This is a genomic window from Peribacillus sp. NPDC094092 (genome assembly GCF_050279365.1).
Classification (GTDB): domain Bacteria; phylum Bacillota; class Bacilli; order Bacillales; family DSM-1321; genus Peribacillus.
Genome location: NZ_JBNNUC010000004.1, coordinates 89,460 through 111,462, shown reverse-complemented (window position 1 = coordinate 111,462; position 22,003 = coordinate 89,460). Strand labels below are relative to the sequence as shown.

Sequence of the window (22,003 nt, the reverse complement as noted above, 5' to 3'; positions counted from 1 at the left end):
AGTTTCTTTGTATTTCAATGGCATATTTTGTGAGGAAAGTGAAAAATGAATTCTACAGTAAATTATATAAAAGAATGGCAGCAGGCACTTCAACTTGAAATCCTGCATTTGAAAAAATATGGCAGCACGAAATACCTGATTTCAAACGGCCATCTGCTTTCAAGTGACGGTTCTTTCAATTATTATTTTGAAACAGGTTCATCGATAAAAATCCCTGTCGGTTCGCTCGTTCGACTTGAATGGGGAGGGATTAAACAGGATGGAAGAATCCTTTCATCAGAGGGGAAAAGTATAATCATTGTTTTTGATCGTTCGTTAGGGGACATGATCGATGAAGCCTTTTTATTCCATGATCCTTGGGAATTGCTGGAACAATTGATTGTCCGCTTGGATGAAATCAAGAGAAGCAAAAGGAAAAGACTTCGGATCAAGCGCCTGATGGATCCGTCCATGCCGCAAAAACTTTCTTTAAATGAAAAACAAAGCAGTGTGAAAGAATTATATGCGCGCTCGAAGTTCAATCCTGTCACTTTTGTTTGGGGCCCCCCTGGTACAGGAAAAACCTATACATTGGCTCGTACAGTAGCCAATCATTATTTACAAGATAAAAAAGTTCTGGTCTTGTCCCATAGCAACCAGGCTGTCGATGTTTTGATGGCTGAAATTTCGTCATTCATTAAGAAGAAAGATCGTTTCAAAGAAGGCGATATGCTTCGCTATGGATCTCAAATCGGTGAATCGCTAGCCATCCATGATGATATTGTTACAGGACAATTATTAGGTAAACATGAACCGGCATTAATTAAAGAAAAAGAAGATCTTGGCGAAGAAAAACGTCTATTAAAGTATGACTTGGCAGGGTCCTTCAGTAAAAGGGATACAGATCAATTAATCGAGATAGAGAAAAAGCTGGCCAAAGTATTGGAGAAAATCCGCCAAAAAGAAATTCAATTCGTAAAAGAAGCAAAAGTCATAGGGACGACCTTAGCTAAAGCCGCAAATGATGAAACGGTTTATCAAAAAGAGTATGATCTGGTTATTTTGGACGAAGCGAGTATGGCTTACGTACCTCAGGTTGCTTTTGCTGCAGCATTAGCCAAGCATATTATCGTTTGTGGTGATTTCAAACAATTGCCACCTATAGCTTCAGCTCGTGATTCCCTCGTGAAACTTTGGTTGAAGGAAGACATATTTCATCGGGCCGGTGTCGCTCAGTCTGTTGAAGAAGGGGAACTCCATCCTCATTTATTCCTATTAAAGGAACAGCGCCGCATGCATCCGGATATTTCAGCATTCACTAATCGTGTAGTCTATAACAATTTTGTTGGCGATCATAAAAGTGTTGCGACTAGCAGGGAGGGCATTATGCTGTCGGAACCGTTTGCCAATAAGGCATCAACACTTCTCGATACTAGCTTAGCAGGGGAATATTGCATCTCTGAACGGACATCCCACTCGAGAATGAATGTATGGCAATTGCTTTTATCTTTTCAACTGATTCATGAAGCTTATGTGGGCGGATCGAGGTCAATTGGTTATGTTGCCCCTTATCGTGCTCAGGCAGACTTGATGGAAAAACTTTTGGATGACTTATATGGGAAAGAACGGCAAACGGGAGATATCATCGCTGCAACTGTACATCGTTTCCAGGGAAGTGAACGTGAAATGATGATCTTTGATACTGTTGATAGTTATCCGCAAAACAGGGCTGGTATGTTATTGACAGGGAGAGAAAGTGAAAGGCTCATTAACGTGGCCATAACAAGGACCAAGGGTAAGTTCGTACATGTATGTGACACTTCATTTGTTAACAAACACGTTTATCGCAGCAAAACACTTCGTCAACTTGTCGATCATCAAATTCAAAATGATCAGTTTGTATCTAAGAAAGACATTGGAAAATGGGTTAAACACCAGCACCCGAAATTGCAATGGATGCATGCCCGTAAATTGGGTGCCTTTCAGGAAGATATTGAATCAGCAATACGAGAGATGGTTATCGCCGTTCCGGATTTGAACAGTTTATCAGAAGAATGGCAGCAATATTTAACGAAAAGAAACCCTGCAGTTAAATTGACGATCATTTCAGCAAAAAGAAACCCTGATATCAACTCTGATCATTTTATTTATTCACCTGTTTCCTTTTCTTTTATCATTTTTGATAAAAAAGTTGTCTGGCTAGGTTTGCCAGTAGAGGCCAATAATCGGGTCCAGCCCCCATTTATAGCGGCCCGGTTGGATTCGGAAATAATGGCAGATGAATTACTATCTCAGTTCAAAAAAAGTGAATAGCTTAGGAAAGGCCCTTAAAAAGGGCCTTTCTCCATTTACATATATTCCTAAAGTGACCTCGCCAGAATAAATAACCTTAAGTCAACTACGCAATTAATATATTTAATCAAATACCTCGCTAGAATATATTAATTACCTCCAATCCCAAATTTGGCTTCAATTCCTTATAATATCCGTTAAAGGCAGCAAACTAAAATAACAAAGGAAGCATTTCATGCGACTTTCAACTAGTAATGATTTACCATTAAGTTACGAAAGCCAAGAAAGGCGGTAACAAAATGAAACTGAGCATTTTGGATCAATCCCCCATTTCATCCGGACAGTCCGCACAAGAAGCATTACAGGCATCATTACAACTAGCGCAAGAAGGGGATAGACTTGGTTATAGCAGAATCTGGTTAACTGAACATCATGATCTGCCAGGGTTGGCCTGTTCCGTTCCAGAGGTTTTGATAAGCTATATTGGTGCACAAACAAAAAATATCCGGATTGGATCAGGTGCTGTGCTGCTTCCGCATTATAAGCCATATAGGATAGCAGAGACTTATAATATGCTTGCAACACTTTTTCCAGGACGGATTGATATAGGACTGGGGCGTGCACCTGGTGGATCTGCCGAAGCAACGATGGCATTATCCGATAATTTTCTTCAGAATGTATACAAAATGCCAGAACTTGTTCAAGAACTGATGTATTTTCTAAGAGATGAATTTCCAAAAGAACATCCTTTTTCAAATGTCTCTGCTGCTCCTATCCCAATAATGCCTCCTGAACCATGGATATTGGGAACAAGCGGGAAAAGTGCAAAACTTGCCGCTGAGAATGGAATTGCCTACGCGTTTGGCGAATTCATGAGTGAAAGTGATGGCGTGCAGAGTTTTCTCCGCTACCGTGAGGACTTTCAATCAAAAGGGTTACTTAATGCACCTAAAACAATCCTTACGGTTTCGGCGATATGCGCAGAAACAGAGGAACGTGCGAAAGAAATCGCTCTTAGCAACATTCTATGGAAAATTCAAAGTGGACAAGGGGAAAGAAAGCAGGTTCCAAGTTTAGAAGAGGTAAGGAACCATGTTTGGACTGATAAAGAAAAAGCACTGATGGAAACCATGGATAAAAAGCTGATTTTTGGTACCCCTTCACAAGTGAAGTATCGGCTTTTGGAGATTCAGGAGAAATATCAAGCAGATGAAATCATGCTGATAACCATCACTCATAAGTTGGAGGATCGGCTTAATTCGTTTCGTTTGATTGCCAGGGAAATTCTTAACAGTTAATCCGTTCGAGCATTTTATGTGCATTTTGTGTGCATTTTCTATATGATGGCTTTGCGTCCAATTAATCATAATTGAAAGAAAGAAGATGAAGATATGAATGCTGATCAACATTCCAAAAAACTTAGCGACATTTCTTTTTCCGTTCTGGATCTGGCTTCTATCGTTGAGGGTGGTACAGTTTCGGGAGCTTTTAAAAATACAGTAGAATTAGCTAAACATGCGGAGCATTGGAATTACAACCGTTTCTGGGTTGCGGAACACCATAGCATGCCTGGGATTGCAAGCTCTGCAACGTCTGTGCTTATTGGTTATGTAGCAGGTAGGACGGAAAGAATTCGTGTGGGTTCTGGAGGCATAATGCTACCGAATCATGCACCGCTGGTTATCGCAGAACAATTTGGAACATTGGAAGCAATGTATCCTGGTAGAATAGATTTAGGACTGGGGCGTGCTCCGGGAAGCGACCAATTCACAGCCATGGCACTCAGGGGTGATTTACGTAATAACGGTCAGGATTTCCCTGAACAATTGGCACAGCTCCGCAGCTTTTTAGATGCGGATTCTAAACATAATCGTGTTCGCGCCATCCCTGGAGAAGGACAGGATATCCCCATTTGGCTGCTTGGTTCAAGCGGATTCAGTGCAGCGTTATCAGCACAGTTGGGATTGCCATTTTCATTTGCAAGCCATTTTTCCCCTGAAAATACTCAACCGGCTTTAGCACGTTACCGCAATAATTTCCAACCATCCGACGTTCTCGATAAACCTTATGTCATGGTTGGTATCAATGTATTTGCAGCTGATACTACGGAAGAAGCGCAAAGGATTGCTACATCTTATCAACAGCAGTTCTTGAATTTGATACGGAATACGCCTGGTCAACTTGCCCCGCCAGTTGATACGATGGAAGGTCTTTGGACAGAATACGAAAAGGCCATTGTCATGAAGCAGCTGAACGCTTCCATTATAGGAAATCCAAAAGAGGTTAAAGAGCAGTTGCAAGCATTTTTAAATGAAACACAGGCGGATGAAATGATTATAAACTCTGCCATTTATGATCAGGATGCACGCCTTCGTTCTTATGAAATCATTGCAGAAGTTACTGGAATGAAATAAGTGTAAAAGAATGAGCTTGCAGATGACTTGTCTGCAAGCTTTTTTAAAAATACATACCGATTGTCTTCATAAACAAAGTTAGGAGAGAAGAATGAAACGAGAAGAACCTTTATCTTTATTATTTCACTTCACGGATAAACAAGGTGACATCCGGCCACTTTATTTTACGAACCCGAAAAAAGTGTTCAGCGCCCATTCAATTGGGGATGTCCTTCCCCAATTCCAAAAAGTACAGGAAGCGATTCAACAGGGGCATTATGCAGCGGGATATGTTTCCTATGAAGCGGCACCTGCTTTTGAAAAATCTTTTAAAGTAAGAGATGGAGCCAAAATGCCATTATTATGGTTCGGGATTTTTGATAAACCGGAGGAAGAATTACCTGAAAAAATGACAGGGGCTTTTAAATTAGCTGAATGGCAATCGGAAACGGATTCAAATACCTATCATAACGGGTTTCAAAGAATAAAATCCGAAATCGAGAAAGGCAATACGTATCAAGTCAATTATACGATGCGTTTGCAATCCCAGTTCGAAGGAGATGACATCGCTTTCTTTGATCGCTTGAAGAGAGCCCAACGCTCGAATTATAGTGCATATTTGAATGTGGGTACACATCGAATCCTATCAGCTTCACCCGAGTTGTTTTTCCGTTGGGAAGATGGTCATCTGATTACTCGTCCAATGAAAGGAACGGTAAAACGTGGAGTGACACTGAAAATGGATCAGCTCAATGCAGACTGGTTAGCAGCCTCGGAAAAGAATCAAGCTGAAAATTACATGATTGTGGATTTGCTGAGAAATGATTTGGGAATGATTGCAGAACCTGGAAGCGTCAATGTTCCACAGCTTAAGGCAATTGAAAAATACCCGACCGTTTGGCAAATGACCTCCACGATAACAGCCGATACGAATCCTAAAACAACAATCATTGATATATTCAAAGCCCTTTTTCCATGTGGATCGATAACAGGTGCACCTAAAATAAAAACGATGGAGATCATTGCTGATATCGAGAATTCACCACGTGAAGTTTATTGCGGTGCAATTGGGTTTATCACCCCAGAATCCGAAGCCGTTTTTAATGTGCCGATTCGTACAGTCGTGATCGAAAAGGCAACAGGGAAAGCTGAGTATGGGGTAGGCGGGGGAATCACTTGGGATTCCGAGTTATCGGAAGAATATGACGAAGCCTTTTTAAAAGCCAAATTATTGACGGTGGAAAGGCCAGCATACAAACTTTTGGAATCGTTGAAACTCAAGGATGGCGAATATTATTTGTTAAATGACCATATCGATCGGATGAAACAATCCGCTAATTACTTCGATTACCGATTTTCTGAATCGTCTTTAAGAGATCGACTCCAAAAGTATGCGGAATTAAACCATGGGACGTTGCAAAAGGTAAGGGTACTACTTAATGAAAATGGTGAAATTGAAGTTTCCGGCCAAGCAATCAAGCCCCTTGATTCAGAATTTGCGGCCATCTTGGCTGAAACTCCAATATCAAGTGCAAATCCATTTCTATTTCATAAGACCACCAATCGTGATGTATATGAAGGCTTTCAATTGAATAATCCCGACTTCCAGGATGTTCTGCTTTGGAATGAAGAAGGATTCATTACGGAATTCACCAACGGAAATGTAGTGGTGAAGATAAATGGTGACCTCTATACCCCTCCTGTGGACTCAGGTCTCCTTGCAGGAACATTCCGTCAAGACTTGATCAGGAAGAAGGAAATCAAAGAAAAACCCATTTCAAAGGATGATCTAAATAATGCTGAGGAAATTTGGTTTATTAATAGCGTGCGAGGGAAATTGAAAGTGAATTTAACTTTCTAAGCTGTTTATTCGAAAAAGTGAAAATTGAAATTTAATGCAGTTTATGAATTTCTATCGATTCAACCGGCCATTTAGGAATAAGTATTAAAATAATATTCGGTTCCAGTCATGCGGCAGGAGTGTCGCAAATTTCTTCAACCATATGTGGTTTGATCACAAATAAAAGTCTTGTATTAATAGCATGTAAGGGAATCGTGATGAGAGCATTGCGAACCTCATTTCGTTCGACAAACAAAAAAGAAGTTCACGAAAGTGAACTTCTTTTTTGTTTATAACCCCCATGAAGTCAATAAAAGATCGATGGCCTTTTCCAATTCGGATTCAGGGATCCCTGCAAAGCCCAATATGATTTTTGGAGGGTTTTCATCGATTTTTTCAATAGAATATGTCGATAGTCCATAAATTTTAATATGATTTTCGTTTGCCTTTTGAATAAGTGTCTCTTCATCCATGCCGTTCTTAACGATGAGGACGATATGCAACCCTGACCGTTCACCAATGATCTTTATTTGTTTATGTGGTTTAAACAGATCGATCACTTTATCCAACTTGCGACGGTAAACTTTCCTCATTCGATTCAAATGCTTTTCGAAATCCCCTTCCTTCATGAACTGTGTCAACACATGCTGATCAATCCGGGAAACGGTGGAATGGTAAAAAGATAATTCACGTTGATGCATTTGTAACAATGGAGCGGGAAGAACCATATAACTGATCCGTATCGAAGGCATCAATGATTTGGAAAACGACCCTAAATATATCACCTTATCACCAGCATCCATACTTTGTAAGGAAGGAATTGTTTTTCCACTATAACGAAATTCACTATCATAATCGTCTTCGATAATATAGCGGTTTGTTGCCCCTTGGGACCAGTTCAACAATCGCGTCCGTCTGTTAACGGATAGGATCGTCCCATTGGGGAAGTGATGTGAGGGAGTGACATACACGACGTCGATCTTTGATTCTTCAATTTGGTTAACCTTTACGCCTTCTTCATCAATTTGCAGGGGATGGACTTCATTCGGGTAGCTTCGTAAAATCCGGTGAATCAAGTGATACCCAGGATCTTCAACACCATAAATGGCATTTTTATCGAATAGAAGGACAAGCTGCTGCAATAAAATTTCCATTCCTGCACCAATGATGATTTGTTCGGGAACACATTGTACACCACGTGCATGATACAAATAATGGGCAATTTCACATCGTAATTCATATTCCCCTTGAGAATCCCCCAGTAAAAGAAGATCTTGATGTGATTCATCGATTTTGCTTTTCGTGTATTTTCTCCATTTTTCAAACGGGAAATGTTCCGTGTCTATTTGGCTGGGGTGAAAATGATACAGCAATTTTCTTTCATTATGATTGTTTTTTTCCAAGGATACTTGGTTATTTTGGGTATACTCTAAATCCTCGAATGTTTGAATATAATACCCTTTTCTTGGTATGACTTCAACGTATCCTTCAGCAGTCAATTGTTCATATGCAGTCTCGACAGTATTTTGACTTATTTGAAGGAACTCTGCCAATTTCCGTTTGGAAGGCAACTTTGTGCCGTAAAGAAGGCGGCCATCAATGATTTCTTTTTTAATATGTGAATATAATTGTTCGTACAAGGGTATGTCACTTAACCGATTTAAATCACAAGAAAGCATATTCATTTTTTTTCCACCTTTTATAAAAAAATAATACTGAACCTATTAAATTTATTAAAACTGACACTTTCAATGCGGTCAACTATTTTTTATACTAAATCTAACAAATCTAAAAAATGCAAATATTAGGGGGAAGAGAAATGGAAAAATTATTAGGAACTGAAACAGTAAAAAGAGGAATGGCACAAATGCAAAAGGGTGGCGTTATTATGGATGTCATTAACGCTGAACAAGCAAAAATCGCAGAAGCATCCGGTGCTGTCGCTGTCATGGCATTAGAAAGGGTTCCTTCCGACATCCGTGCGGCTGGCGGGGTAGCCAGAATGGCAGATCCGCGAATTGTCGAGGAAGTAATGAATGCAGTGTCCATCCCGGTCATGGCTAAAGCAAGGATTGGCCATATCGTTGAATCAAGAGTACTTGAATCCATGGGAGTGGATTATATCGATGAAAGTGAAGTGCTGACTCCTGCTGATGAAGAATACCATATTCTAAAAAGTGATTTCACCGTACCTTTCGTTTGCGGATGCCGTGATTTAGGCGAAGCTGCCCGCCGTATTGGAGAAGGCGCATCAATGCTTCGTACAAAAGGAGAACCAGGTACCGGTAATATTGTGGAAGCTGTGCGTCATATGAGAAAGGTACAGTCTCAAATTCGTAAAGTGAGCATCATGAGTGATGATGAATTAATGACAGAGGCAAAAATCATTGGAGCCCCTTATGAAATTTTAAGAGAAATCAAACGCACAGGTAAGTTGCCTGTAGTTAACTTTGCAGCTGGCGGAATTGCCACTCCAGCAGATGCAGCACTGATGATGGAATTGGGAGCAGATGGCGTTTTCGTGGGTTCTGGTATTTTTAAATCTGAGAATCCTGAAAAATTCGCATCGGCAATCGTTCAAGCTACTACATATTTCACCGATTATGAATTGATCGGCCGGTTATCAAAAGAATTGGGCAGTGCAATGAAAGGAATTGATATTTCCAAACTAGCTCCTGCAGAACGGATGCAGGAACGTGGATGGTAATATGATAACGATCGGTGTATTGGGATTACAGGGAGCAGTTGAAGAACACTTGAACCAAATCAAAGCTGCCGGCGAACAAGCAATTATCGTAAAAAAACCGGAGCAGTTGCTGGAAATCGATGGTTTGATCATTCCAGGCGGAGAAAGCACTACGATGAGGAAGCTAATGGATCGTTATGGATTTATGGAACCGATTAAAACTTTCTTCGAAGGTAAAAAACCCATTTTCGGTACATGTGCAGGGATGGTATTGGCAGCCAATGAATTGACTGGCGATGAGAAGGCATATCTTGGACTAATGGACATTTCCGTGAAAAGGAACGGGTTTGGACGTCAACGGGATAGTTTCGAGGCTGAACTATCAATCAAAGGAATGGAAGACCCTTATAAGGCAGTATTCATCCGGGCGCCATTTGCTGATGGAATTGGAGAAGGTGTAGAAGTATTGGCAGTTTATGAAGAGAACGTAGTGGCTGCAAGACAAGACCATGTTCTTGTCAGTGCGTTTCATCCAGAATTAACAGGTGATAATCGTTTTCTGCAACTTTTCATTGAAATGGTGAAGACATCCATAAGTAAAGCCGAATTAAAAACCTGCTAAACAAATGAAGCTGTCCTATTAAAAGGACAGCTTCACTTTTGAATGCTCCTAACACTATATAAATACATATTGCTTGAATTCCATATTCTTTACTTTTATAATGAAAAAAGTAAGTAATTACTTACATACTTTTAGTGGTGAAAGGGGAATGAATATGACAGCAAGAGTTGCAGTTATCACAGGAGGAGCAAGTGGAATCGGCCGAGCAACATGCAATAAATTCGCATCAAAAGGGGACAAGGTCGTTGTTGCGGATTTTAATGAAGAAATGGGACAGGAAACTGTTGAACAGATAACAGCGGATGGTGGAGAGGCCATTTTTGTTAAAACGGATGTTTCTAAGCAGGAAGATGTTGAATCGTTAATCAATAAAGCAGTGCAAACATACGGAAGGATCGATATTATGTTTAATAATGCCGGCATTGGTGCAGGCGGTATGATCCTTGATCAAGACATGGATGGTTACTTCAAAACGATTGGAGTGAACCAGCACGGAGTTGCCTTTGGAATCATGGCAGCAGGCCGAAAAATGAAGGAGCTGGGTAACAAGGGCGTCATTATAAATACCGCTTCCGTGTTTGGCTACTTAGCTTCCCATGGGACTTTTGCCTATCAGGCGACTAAAGGGGCTGTAAGAATGATGACACAGACAGCAGCCTTGGAATTGGGTGCTTATGGAATACGCGTAGTGGGCATTGCGCCAGGCGGGGTCGACACGCCTATCATACAAGGCTATAAAGATATGGGTATCATTGATAAATTGAATGCAAGTCAAATGCGCGGTAAATTAATTAAGCCTGAAGCGATTGCAAATGCCGTCTATCTATTATCGTTAGAGGAAGCGGATGCGATCAATGGAAGTGTAGTCATGGTCGATGATGGCTATGCATCTTTTAAGTGATTTTCTTTAATAAAGAAAACATCGTCCCGATCAGACGATGTTTTCCATTTATGATATATGGGAATATTAATTTTAATAAATCAAAGGTAATATTGACCGATTGATACCATCGAGATATCATGGAAAATAGATTGGTGAAACCGGTCTTATCTTTATAAAAGAAGGTTGATATTTTTGAAAAAAGGGCAGCAAACCAAAGAACGAATCATAAATGTAGCCCGGACTCTTTTTGCCACTAAAGGTTTTGACATGACAAGGACGAATGAAATTGCCTCTGCATGCAATGTTTCCGAAGCTACTATTTACAAATACTTTGACAGCAAAAAAGATTTGCTTTTGGCTACAATCACCCCTAATGAAAAAGACGAATCCGAAGACGGGGCTAGCCATTTGCCCACGGACGAACTAGTGGAGAATCATGTTTGCACCATGATAAAAAAAATTCTTGAAAATAAAGAACAGTTTTCGATATTATTTAGGGAAACACAATTCGATCAAGATATTTCAAAGCAATATATAGAGCAGATTTTCAAGCCAAATGCCAAGCATATTGAAATACAAAAGAGAATAGATAGCGGAGAGATACAATATATCTCTGACATTATCCTATTTAATGTAGGAATCATTTCTTTTACATTGGCATTATCGACACATTATGAGATCCATCAACAAAAAAAGGAACCATATTTTACTGCGGAACGAATTAAGAGCATTGCACAACTTTTGGTATATGGCATTCATGGTAAACAAAATCATACATAATGAAAAGGTCATATTGGAAGGCATGAGCATCAAGCCGGAAATATGGCCTTTTTATATTTTTTAGGATCGATGAAGTCAACTTGTGAATTCATTAAACCAGAGTGTAACATTTGACTTATATTTTTCAGACTATTACGATAAATGCATACTGGACGAAATGCTTTACGAAGATTTTATCTGGAAATCATGAACAATGGAGGGGTATTAAATGAGCGATATCGTCATTTTATCAGGAAGTCCGGCTATACCATCAAGAACGGACATTTCATTAAAACATATTCAATCATTAGTTGAAAAAGAAGGATTCACAACAGCTTATTTCTCAATTACGGATTTCTCAGCGGATGATTTATTCCAAGGGAAATATAATAGCGAAGATATCTTAAAACTTTCAGAGCGAATTCAAGCAGCTAGAGGAATCATCATTGGTTCACCGGTTTATAAGGCTTCCTATACAGGTGTATTAAAAGCCTTGATTGATTTGCTGCCTGAAGGTGCCTTTAAGGGTAAGCCGGTTCTGCCGATCATGATTGGTGGAAGTAACAGGCATCTATTGGCGATTGACTATGCGCTTAAACCATTGATCTCAATATTGAAAGGCGAGCCGCTGCAGGGCATTTATTTTGTTGATAAGGAAATAGATAAACAGAATTCAGAAAATCCGATTAATGATTCGCAATTAATTGATCGCGTCCAGAGTCAAGTTCAAGAATTTGTAGAAGCGATACAGTTAAGAAATTAATGACTTCAAGTAAGCCTTAATAAAAAAGGACTGGAATTCTAGAAAATGTTTTTTAAAGTAATTACAGGCATCAATAATGAAAATAGACTCATTTTTTTGGAGACATTATCTAAAAAAACGAGTCTATTTTCGTATTTAAATGAACAAAAAATCATTAATTGAATAGTGTGTATAAAAATAGCAGTTCATCCATAATATTAAACCAAGTTATTTTATAAGAAAACTCCATTGACAAGGATTAAATATATGTTAATATTTAAAATAATAAAACTTATCCAGAGCGACGGAGGGAATTGGCCCTTTGAAGTCCAGCAACCTGCATGATGGATGCAAGGTGCTACCTCCAACAAAATGTTGATCATTTTGGAAGATAAGGTAATGATATTTACCTTGGGATCTTTCCATCATGGAAAGATTTTTGTTTTTGGAAAAATTGCAAGCAAACCATAACAATGTAAGGTTGTATGGAATTATATAAAACTTAGAAATTCATTTAATCAGCGTTGAAAATAAAATATTCGCGGATTTTCTTAAAGGAGGAACTGGTTTGAATAAAGAGAATCAGCTTGAAGAAATATTTGAACGACTTCAAGAAATGCTTAACTCAATGAAATATGGATCCATTACACTTATTGTCCAGGATGGTAAAATCATTCAAATGGAAAGAAATGAAAAATTAAGAATTAAATAAGGTATCTGCTGACTAGAAAAACTAGAGGCGGGTTTAACTGATATAAAGAGAGTATTGGTTAGATTCGTCTCTTTTTTCCTAGAATCAAATAAACTGGGGAAGATTAAAACGGGAATTGATCATCAGTTACTCTAACCTGATACAGCAAGTTTTTAGAGGGGGCTACAAAAGTTGGCTGGATTAATAAACTATGAAAATTTCAATACAGGGGAATTCCCTGCATTTCCTGAAGACAGTGACACAAAAGGGGCTTTGGAAGTATTGCAATGGGCGAATGACCATTATGGAAACAAACTGATTTATGCTTGCAGTTTTGGTATCGAAGGCATCGTGCTAACGGATTTATTGGCGAAGGTCAACCCTTCGGCAAAAATTGTTTTCCTTGATACGGATGTTCATTTTGAGGAGACTTACCAATTGATCGAGCAAGTGAAAAAGCGCTATCCAAAGCTTTCGATTGAAATGAAGAAACCTGCCTTGACGCTTGAGGAACAGGCAGAGGAATATGGGGATGAATTATGGCTTAGTGATTCCAATAAATGCTGTAACATCCGTAAAATCATTCCGCTTACCGATGTGCTTTCAACGGCAACAGCATGGCTTTCGGGACTTCGGAGGGAGCAATCCGAAACAAGGGCTAAGACCGAGTATATCAATAAGGATAATAAGTTCAAGTCAGTTAAAATATGTCCACTCATACATTGGACATGGAAAGATGTTTGGCGCTACGCCCACAAAAACGGACTTCCATATAATATCCTGCATGATAATGGATATCCGAGCATTGGATGTAAAACGTGTACAGCACCTGCATTCAATGCAGATGATTTACGCTCAGGCCGTTGGCAAGGAGCCCAAAAAACGGAATGCGGATTACACTTATCTTAAATAAATAGAAACCATAGGGGGAAAATAGCATGACAATCAGTTTACCGCACGGAGGAACATTAATCGATCTTTGGGAACCAAAATATGATTTTAGTAAAATAACAAAATCAATCGAAATCGATGAAATTGCTTTAAGTGATCTTGAATTGATAGGCACTGGTGCCTACAGTCCGATTAAAGGATTCTTTACAAAAAGTGACTATGAGGCAGTGGTCAAGGATATGAGGCTTAGCAGCGGGCATGTATGGAGCATCCCGATTACGTTGCCTTTGACTGAAGAAACTGCAGCAACCCTTACTATAGGTGAAGAAGTAACGTTGACACATGAAGGTGAAACTTACGGGGTTCTCACCGTTTCCGATATTTACACTCCAGATAAGCAATTGGAAGCTACATTAGTATATCAAACGGATGATGAGAAGCATCCCGGAGTAAAAAATTTATATAACCGCGGTGATGTATATGTCGGCGGGGAAATAAAATTAATCAAGAGAATAGAACGTCCGCTATTTCAAGCTAATTATCTGGACCCTGCCGAGACAAGGAAAGCTTTTGCTGAAAAAGGATGGGAAACAGTTGTCGGTTTCCAAACGAGGAACCCTGTACACCGTGCACATGAATACATTCAAAAGACAGCATTGGAGATTGTCGACGGCTTATTCTTAAATCCTCTCGTAGGTGCCACTAAATCCGATGACATTCCAGCAGATGTAAGAATGGAAAGCTATAAAGTGCTGCTTGAAAAATATTATCCTAAGGATCGCGTCTCCCTTGCAGTTTTCCCTGCTGCCATGCGTTATGCAGGACCTAGGGAAGCCATTTTCCATGCGATGGTCCGTAAAAATTATGGTTGCACCCATTTTATCGTCGGACGTGATCATGCGGGTGTGGGCGATTATTATGGCACATATGATGCCCAAAAAATCTTTGGGAATTTTAACGCCGATGAGTTAGGGATCACGTTATTATTCTTTGAGCATAGTTTTTACTGTAAAGCATGTGGCAATATGGCCTCCGCTAAAACTTGTCCGCACGGCAAGGAAGACCATGTCATCCTGTCTGGAACGAAGGTAAGGGAAATGTTGCGTAATGGAGAAATTCCTCCAGCTACCTTTAGCCGTAAAGAGGTCATCGAGGTGCTGATCGAAGGTCTAAAAAAGAATGAAGTTTTTAATTGATTGGACATAAATGGAAGGGACACGAGAAGAGGGGGATTATTATATGAGTAAAAGTACGAATGTCACTTGGCATGAAACGTCATTGACCAAGGAGCTCCGCCGGAAGCAAAACGGGCATGAAAGCACAGTGTTATGGTTTACAGGGCTCTCGGGATCCGGAAAATCATCGATTGCGAATGCGGTGGCTAAAGAGTTATATAATCGAAATATTCGAAGTTATGTTTTGGATGGTGATAATATCCGTCACGGTTTAAATAATGATTTAGGTTTTTCTGAAGAGGATCGAACCGAGAACATTAGGCGGATCGGTGAGGTTTCCAAGTTATTCGTGGATAGTGGGCAGTTCGTATTGACAGCCTTCATATCCCCGTTCAGGGCAGATCGGCAGATTGTACGTGATTTACTCGAAGAAGGGGAGTTTATTGAAGTATACATAAAGTGTCCTATCGAAGAGTGCGAAGTGCGTGATCCAAAAGGTCTTTATGACAAAGCGCGTAAAGGAATCATTAAAGATTTTACCGGAATCGATTCTCCATATGAAGAACCAGAACAACCGGAAATCATTTTAGATTCCGACCAGTACAGCATTGAAGAGTGCGTTGAACAGGTTATCGGCTATTTGACAGCAAAGAAAGCGATTTAATCAAGGAGGAAAAGTAATGGTTTACGAGAAATTTTGGTCGGAGAATCCACTAATCGCTAAAAATAAAACGGAAATCTGGAAATTGGAAAAAGACGGATTGAAGATATTCGATGATATTCCACATTACGCAGCAAATGGTTTTGATTCCATCCCTAAAGAGAATTGGGATATGTTCAAGTGGGCAGGTCTATACCTGCAACGGCCAAAAGAAGCTGGTTACTGGATGATGCGTGTCGTGATTCCTGGAGGTATCCTGACGTATGATCAACAAATAACTCTAGCTAACATCGCTAAAGATTACGGGAGGGATGTATATGACATTACAACCCGTCAAGCCATTCAATTCCACTGGCTGACTATCGAACAAGTCCCGGATATCTTAAATCGTTTGGAAAAGGTTGGACTGACTACGGCTGGTGCTTGTGGTGATATCACACGTAATATCATCGGGAATGCATTGGCAGGCATCGATCCTGATGAACTTTTTGATACACGCGAGGTCCTTTATGATGTATTTGAGTATTTCCGCCTTAACGAAGACTATTCGAACCTTCCGAGGAAATATAAAATGTCCATCAGTGCTAATATCCAGAATGCTTCAAATGCTGAAATCAACTGTGTTTCATTCAATCCAGCAACTAAAGAAATCGATGGAGTAACGGAAGTTGGTTTTCACGTGAAAGTAGGCGGGGGGCTTTCCTCCGTCCCGATGCTGGCAGAAGAACTTGATTTATTCATTTTACCTGAAAAAACAGTGGAAGTAGCGGCAGCCATCACGACGATATTCCGTGACTTTGGTTACCGTGAAAAGCGTCATCGCTCGCGATTGAAATTCCTAGTCGCTGACTGGGGTCCTGAACAATTCAAGGAAAAATTGCTGGAATACACCGGACCGCTACCTGAAAAGGGAGATAGTGCGGTGAAGGGATGGAATGCAGGTTATTTCTATGGCATCCATAAACAAAAACAAGATGGTCTTAACTATGTTGGCGTCAATATACCAGTTGGTCGTCTAAATCCAGACGAAGTGATCGAGTTTGCCGAACTTGCGAAAAAATATGGAACTGGTGAAATCCGTAACTGTAATTCTCAAAATCTGATCATTCCAAATGTGCCGGATGCAAAACTTGAGGAATTAAAGCAGGAATCCATTTTTGAAAGATTTCCATATCAACCAAAGAAATTCATTGGATATTCCGTTTCTTGTACAGGCATCGAGTATTGCAACCTGGCGCTTGTTGAAACAAAAAACCGAATGAGGACCATTTCTGAATCACTGGACAAGGAAATAGATCTTGATGTACCTGTAAGGATGCACATGGTCGGTTGTCCGAATAATTGCGGTCAAAGAGCCATCGCCGAAATAGGGCTGCAAGGCATAAAAATGAAAAACCAGGACAAAAAGATGGTCGAAGCTTTTGAAATATACGTTGGAGGAACGCTGGACGAGGGCGGGAAGTTCAATGAAAAACTTAAAGGAAAAGTGGAAGCAGAGCAGCTCTATCATGTTCTGAAAGAAATGATCCTATATTTCAAAGAAACAAAACTACCTTCAGAAACCTTTCTCGATTTTGTGGAAAGGGTAGGGGTAGACGAGTTACAAAGTAAACTTGATGATATATTAGCGGGAGTGGCCGTTTAATAGGGGAAGGTAAGTATTCCATGAATCTATACCGTTTTGAAGTCACTATCAAGGAAAAACCAATCCATGTCATCATTGTTGCCGATTCAGATGAAAAGGCGTTTGAACTTGTTGATATCGAACTGGAAAAGCATTATTTGAAATTGCCCGAAGTGGATGACATCTCATTATATGAAAAAAGGAAAATTAAAAATGGAGCAGGTTTCGTTTTATCGGAATTCGAAACAATTCTCTAAGGGAAGGCAGGTTGCAAAAATGGGGAAAGTATATCTAGTAGGAGCCGGTCCCGGAGATCCAGATTTAATTACATTAAAAGGATTAAAATGCATCCAAGAAGCTGATGTCATTTTATATGATCGACTTGTCAATAAAGAACTATTGAATCATGCAAAAGACGGTGTAGAGCTAATTAATTGCGGTAAACTGCCGGATTATCATTTGTTGCAGCAGGATACCATCAATCGATTCCTTGTCAAATATGCAAAAAAGGGAAAAATAGTCACTCGGTTGAAAGGCGGGGATCCTTTCGTCTTTGGGAGAGGCGGGGAGGAAGCGGAAGCCCTTGCCAAAAGTGGCGTGAGCTTTGAAATCGTACCAGGAATTACGGCTGGAATTGCCGCTACAGCTTATGCGGGAATTCCAGTTACACATAGGGACCACGCTTCATCATTTGCAATTGTTACCGGTCATCGGAAAAAGGATGAAGAGGATAATATCCAATGGGAATCCCTTGCAAAAGGAATCGATACATTAGCCATTTACATGGGCGTTAAAAACCTGCCATATATTCAAGGAAAACTTTTGGAGCATGGAAAAAGTCCTGAGACTCCGGTAGCCCTTATTCACTGGGGGACATTAAAAACGCAAAAAACAGCTGTCAGTACGTTGGCTAATGTAGTTGAAACCGCCAATAACGAACAGATTTCGAATCCTTGCATGATAGTCGTGGGCGATGTTGTTAATTTGCGAGAAAAAATCAAATGGTTTGAAGGAAAACAAACTGAAAATTTGTTGGCGAATGAGGCCTTTTAATGGAAGCCATTTTATATATTTGCCATGGAAGCCGGGTTAAAGAAGCGTCAGCCCAAGCCATTGATTTTATTAAAGTTTGTATGCAAGCGCAGCCCAATTCCATTCAAGAGTATTGCTTCTTGGAATTGGAAACTCCTACGATTGAAGAAGCCTACGAACGATGTGTGCAAAAAGGTGCGACGAGAATCATTGCCATTCCAGTTCTATTGCTAACAGCTGTACATGCAAAACATGATATTCCAGTCATATTGAACAAAATGAAAGACCGGTACCCTGCCATTGACTTGAAATACGGAAGGCCGATTGGTGTCAGTGATAAAATGGTTGACATTCTAGTGGAGCGGTTGGAGGAAACAAAGGTAAAGATTACGGAGGATTCCTTGGTTTTATTGGTTGGAAGGGGAAGCAGTGATCCAGACGTGAAAAGGGATTTGTCCCGATTGGCCGATTTGCTAAGGAATAGGTTTCCAAAAATCTGTGTGCAAGAGTGTTATTTGACAGCTGCTACACCAAGTTTTGGAGAAGCATTGGAATTTGCACAGGGATCAAGCTCAAACCAAGTATTTATCATTCCTTACCTATTGTTTACCGGTCTCTTAATGCAGTCCATCGAAAATAGTATAAAAATGATCAAAAAAAAGGGGAAGCAGAAATTCATACTTTGCCGATACCTAGGTTATCACCCAAAGATTGAAAAAGCCATATCGGAACGAATTCATGAAGTGAGTGGGGAGGGAGCTTATGTATCCAATTACGCTTAATATCGAGAACAGAAAGTGTGTCATCATCGGCGGTGGTAAAATAGGTTACTTTAAAGCGGGCCCATTATTGGAAGCTGGTGCTGAAGTGACAGTCGTAAGCCCCGAGATATGCCCAGGGTTTCAACTGTTGGAGAAAGAAGGCAAGATTCGGGTTTTACTTAAAGAAGTGGATGAAACAGACTATAAAGATGCGTTTTTAATCATTGTTGCAACAAACTCTACTGAAGTTAATGAACGAGTTTACGAGAATGCATCCGAAAGCCAGCTGGTGAACGTAATCAGTAATCATGAGCTGGGTAATTTTCATATTCCTGCGACTTTGAATAGGGGCATGCTTTCCATAAGTGTCTCTACCAATGGAGCAAGTCCAACGCTCGCAAAAAAAATTCGGAATGACTTAGGTAAAGTATATGATGAATCCTATGAAGAATATCTTGAATTCCTTTTTGAAGCAAGGATGATAATAAAGAATGGTTCATTTACAAAAGAGGAAAAATCCAAGTTATTGAAAGATTCAATAGAGGATATTTATAAATATTCCCTAAAAGAAAGATATCGTTTTTTAGCTAGGCTTTTACCAGTAGAAGCTGAAGAAAATATATCATTGGGCTGATCAGAAAAACTGAAGGCACCTAACCAACATGTCATTTCATTTTGGTTAGGTGCCTCTTTGTGTCTTAACGGAAATCTAAATGATTTATATACGCAAACGGTATCGTCGGGTCGGTGTTATTTAGGTTCTATTTTAGTAAAAAAAGGGGAATGTCATGAAAAAGTTAATCGTTTTAGCCTTTATCGGGTTTTTAGCCCAATTAATCGATGGTTCGCTTGGAATGGGGTATGGAGTGAGTTCCACTTCCTTATTGTTGACATTCGGGATTGCCCCTGCAGTAGCATCCGCATCCGTTCATTTATCGGAAGTAGTGACAACAGCAGTATCCGGAGCTTCGCATATAAAATTTGGGAACGTGGATAGAAATATGGTCTATCGCTTGATCATTCCAGGTTCTGTTGGTGCATTTGTAGGTGCATGTTTCCTGAGCAACCTACCAGCGGAATTAGCAAAACCGTATATTGCCATATTTTTATTTGGTCTGGGTGTATACGTTTTATTCCGCTTTTTATTTATTTTTAAACCGTCGAAGGAAAATGAAATCGTAAAGCCATTGACCGCGAAACAATCCATCCCGTTAGGCCTTTTTGCAGGCTTTTGTGATGCAACAGGCGGAGGCGGTTGGGGACCGATTGCAACGCCGATTTTATTGTCAAAAAAGGGAATGACGGCAAGGAAAGCCGTAGGGACTGTAGATACGAGTGAATTTGCCATTGCATTTTTCGGAAGTCTTGGTTTTATCATTTCGCTTGGATGGGAGGCTGTCAATTGGCTTTGGGTTGTAGCATTGATAATTGGTGGCGTGGTTGCCGCACCAATTGCAGCCTGGCTCGTAAGAATGCTTCCTGCTCAATTAATGGGTGTTTTAGTGGGTGGTTTCATTATCTTAATCAATGTAAGAACATTATTAACTACATGGATTCCGATTGAAGCCCATATCTATATATATACAGGCATAGTGTTAATATGGCTTTCTGGAATTCTTCTTACCTTCAATAAGATGTCCAATGCGAGAAAACATGCTCATATCGAACAACGGCAGAATGTTTCCTGATTCCCGGGCTTGAAAGAAGCAGTATACACAAAAGGTTATTCAGAAACGTAACTCAAAACTCGTAGGTACATATATACCTACGAGTAAAGTCATTTGCCCGATTCGATTCCCCCTTTTAAGTTGATGCTGTTTTAATGAGGGTTCTTGATCCTATGTAATAGATTCATTTATTTTCCGGCCCCATTTTTTTAACTTTCTTAATTAACGAGAGATTTAAGCCCCCAGTCTATTCTCCTAACAAAAGAATCATAGTTTCCCAAAAAAAAGTCAGCGATCGTAAGTGTTTTAATAATTTTAGAACAGCAGCAAATCCATAATTTACGGCCTGTCTTTAGTTCAAATGGTTGAATTGTACATTCATATAATATATAAGCGTTTGTATATATTTTTTTACTATTGAATTTAAATCCATCCGGATTTGGTTGATGGAGGTTTATTCACCGTCCTTTACTGAAATATTCATTGGGGAAAATGTTTGTATATGTTTTTTCCGGTTCACTAGCTGATACCGCGGCATTAGTAAACTGTAACGGGAGTGTGTCCCGTGAAGAGTTACGAAAGGGATTTTTAGGAACAATAGTTTTTTAATATTCAGTTTGTCAGGTTTTCACCTATATTATTTAGCTATCACCATTCATTTTTTCAAAACGTTTTTATTTGTGGAAATGCCGGAAAAGGTAGTTAAATATTTTTTAGTTTTGTACAATGATTAAATAGCAAATTTAAAAAAGGAGTTTTAATATGGAGGGCATCTCTGATCATTTAAAGGAAGATTTGGATATTTTGTTCGTAGGTTTCAATCCAAGCATTCGTTCAGGCGAGACTGGCCATCATTATGCCAATCCAAACAATCGCTTTTGGAAAATCCTATTCGAGTCCGGGTTGACTCCAAGGAAATACGAACCAACTGAAGACTCGTCTTTACTTGATTTAGGCTATGGTTTTACGAATATCGTTTCCAGGCCTACAAAAGGTGCGGACGAAATCACTAAAGAAGAGTACATAATAGGAAGGAAGCAATTAAAAAGCAAAATTGAAAAGTTTAAACCTAAACTCGTCTGTTTTGTAGGCAAGGGTGTCTATCAGGAATATCGTCAATTACGAAAAATCTCTTGGGGCCTGCAAGAAGAGCCTTCATTGAATGAGACCATTGAATTCGTTGCCCCTTCTTCCAGCGGTTTAGTTAGAATGCCGATGGAAGAGATCATCGAAATATATAGTGAGTTGCCAATTTTGCTTAGCAAGCTGAAAAGCAATTGAAGGAACTTATTAAAACAAGGGTGG

21 protein-coding genes and 1 riboswitch are annotated in these 22,003 nt (G+C 39.7%); of the genes, 20 read left to right on the top strand and 1 reads right to left on the bottom strand.

Features of this window, described 5'->3' with window-relative positions; translation table 11 throughout:
* The first annotated feature begins 45 nt into the window (after positions 1-45).
* The 4 genes from ACQKNS_RS19015 to pabB all read left to right on the top strand — a co-directional run bounded on the left by ACQKNS_RS19015 (position 46) and on the right by pabB (position 6,525).
* A complete protein-coding gene (locus ACQKNS_RS19015; protein WP_427644843.1) occupies positions 46-2,292 on the top strand; it encodes an AAA domain-containing protein in 2,247 nt (748 codons plus the stop codon).
* A gap of 278 nt (positions 2,293-2,570) precedes the next feature.
* Entirely contained in the window at positions 2,571-3,569 is a 999-nt protein-coding gene (locus ACQKNS_RS19010) for an LLM class flavin-dependent oxidoreductase (RefSeq protein WP_427644842.1), read from the top strand.
* A 93-nt stretch (positions 3,570-3,662) separates the two neighbouring features.
* Entirely contained in the window at positions 3,663-4,685 is a 1,023-nt protein-coding gene (locus tag ACQKNS_RS19005) for an LLM class flavin-dependent oxidoreductase (RefSeq protein ID WP_427644841.1), read from the top strand.
* Between the two features lie 91 nt (positions 4,686-4,776).
* Positions 4,777-6,525, top strand: coding sequence for an aminodeoxychorismate synthase component I (pabB, locus tag ACQKNS_RS19000; protein ID WP_427644840.1), 1,749 nt, complete (start codon positions 4,777-4,779; stop codon positions 6,523-6,525).
* 269 nt (positions 6,526-6,794) lie between these two features.
* Here the strand turns inward: pabB and ACQKNS_RS18995 are convergent, their stop codons facing one another.
* A complete protein-coding gene (locus ACQKNS_RS18995; RefSeq protein WP_427644839.1) occupies positions 6,795-8,189 on the bottom strand; it encodes a PLP-dependent aminotransferase family protein in 1,395 nt (464 codons plus the stop codon).
* A gap of 134 nt (positions 8,190-8,323) precedes the next feature.
* Between ACQKNS_RS18995 and pdxS the strand changes: the two genes are divergently transcribed.
* The 16 genes from pdxS (at position 8,324) to ACQKNS_RS18915 (ending at position 21,979) form a co-directional block, all read left to right on the top strand.
* Positions 8,324-9,211: a pyridoxal 5'-phosphate synthase subunit PdxS gene (gene pdxS / locus ACQKNS_RS18990; protein WP_427644838.1), complete on the top strand. Its 888-nt coding sequence runs from the start codon at positions 8,324-8,326 to the stop codon at positions 9,209-9,211.
* 4 nt (positions 9,212-9,215) lie between these two features.
* The gene (pdxT, locus tag ACQKNS_RS18985; protein ID WP_427645140.1) at positions 9,216-9,812 is read left to right on the top strand and encodes a pyridoxal 5'-phosphate synthase glutaminase subunit PdxT; all 597 of its coding nucleotides are present in this window, start codon (positions 9,216-9,218) and stop codon (positions 9,810-9,812) included.
* Between the two features lie 154 nt (positions 9,813-9,966).
* Positions 9,967-10,713, top strand: coding sequence for an SDR family NAD(P)-dependent oxidoreductase (locus tag ACQKNS_RS18980; protein WP_427644837.1), 747 nt, complete (start codon positions 9,967-9,969; stop codon positions 10,711-10,713).
* 174 nt (positions 10,714-10,887) lie between these two features.
* The gene (locus tag ACQKNS_RS18975) at positions 10,888-11,475 is read left to right on the top strand and encodes a TetR/AcrR family transcriptional regulator (protein ID WP_427644836.1); all 588 of its coding nucleotides are present in this window, start codon (positions 10,888-10,890) and stop codon (positions 11,473-11,475) included.
* Positions 11,476-11,683: 208 nt separating this feature from the next.
* Complete coding sequence (gene ssuE, locus ACQKNS_RS18970) at positions 11,684-12,217, top strand: NADPH-dependent FMN reductase (RefSeq protein WP_427644835.1); 534 nt, start codon at positions 11,684-11,686, stop codon at positions 12,215-12,217.
* Between the two features lie 268 nt (positions 12,218-12,485).
* A riboswitch (SAM riboswitch) is annotated at positions 12,486-12,594 on the top strand.
* A gap of 170 nt (positions 12,595-12,764) precedes the next feature.
* Entirely contained in the window at positions 12,765-12,908 is a 144-nt protein-coding gene (locus tag ACQKNS_RS18965) for a YezD family protein (protein WP_082609336.1), read from the top strand.
* A gap of 183 nt (positions 12,909-13,091) precedes the next feature.
* Entirely contained in the window at positions 13,092-13,796 is a 705-nt protein-coding gene (locus ACQKNS_RS18960; RefSeq protein WP_427645139.1) for a phosphoadenylyl-sulfate reductase, read from the top strand.
* A 29-nt stretch (positions 13,797-13,825) separates the two neighbouring features.
* Entirely contained in the window at positions 13,826-14,974 is a 1,149-nt protein-coding gene (gene sat / locus ACQKNS_RS18955) for a sulfate adenylyltransferase (RefSeq protein WP_427644834.1), read from the top strand.
* Between the two features lie 43 nt (positions 14,975-15,017).
* Entirely contained in the window at positions 15,018-15,617 is a 600-nt protein-coding gene (gene cysC, locus ACQKNS_RS18950) for an adenylyl-sulfate kinase (RefSeq protein ID WP_427644833.1), read from the top strand.
* A gap of 16 nt (positions 15,618-15,633) precedes the next feature.
* Positions 15,634-17,259 (top strand): nitrite/sulfite reductase, encoded by a 1,626-nt coding sequence (locus ACQKNS_RS18945; RefSeq protein WP_427644832.1) that lies wholly within the window; start codon positions 15,634-15,636, stop codon positions 17,257-17,259.
* Between the two features lie 20 nt (positions 17,260-17,279).
* Entirely contained in the window at positions 17,280-17,495 is a 216-nt protein-coding gene (locus ACQKNS_RS18940; RefSeq protein ID WP_260288293.1) for a DUF3906 family protein, read from the top strand.
* Positions 17,496-17,514: 19 nt separating this feature from the next.
* Positions 17,515-18,291 carry a uroporphyrinogen-III C-methyltransferase gene (gene cobA / locus ACQKNS_RS18935; RefSeq protein ID WP_427644831.1) on the top strand — a complete coding sequence of 259 codons (777 nt, stop codon included), beginning with the start codon at positions 17,515-17,517 and terminating at the stop codon, positions 18,289-18,291.
* The gene (locus tag ACQKNS_RS18930; RefSeq protein ID WP_427644830.1) at positions 18,291-19,052 is read left to right on the top strand and encodes a sirohydrochlorin chelatase; all 762 of its coding nucleotides are present in this window, start codon (positions 18,291-18,293) and stop codon (positions 19,050-19,052) included. Before cobA ends, ACQKNS_RS18930 begins: the two co-directional genes overlap by 1 nt.
* A complete protein-coding gene (locus tag ACQKNS_RS18925; RefSeq protein ID WP_427644829.1) occupies positions 19,033-19,665 on the top strand; it encodes an NAD(P)-binding protein in 633 nt (210 codons plus the stop codon). The genes ACQKNS_RS18930 and ACQKNS_RS18925 overlap by 20 nt, the downstream gene beginning before the upstream one ends.
* Before the next feature lie 154 nt (positions 19,666-19,819).
* Positions 19,820-20,719 (top strand): sulfite exporter TauE/SafE family protein, encoded by a 900-nt coding sequence (locus ACQKNS_RS18920; RefSeq protein ID WP_427644828.1) that lies wholly within the window; start codon positions 19,820-19,822, stop codon positions 20,717-20,719.
* Positions 20,720-21,460: 741 nt separating this feature from the next.
* Positions 21,461-21,979, top strand: coding sequence for a mismatch-specific DNA-glycosylase (locus ACQKNS_RS18915; RefSeq protein WP_427644827.1), 519 nt, complete (start codon positions 21,461-21,463; stop codon positions 21,977-21,979).
* Positions 21,980-22,003: the final 24 nt, after the last annotated feature.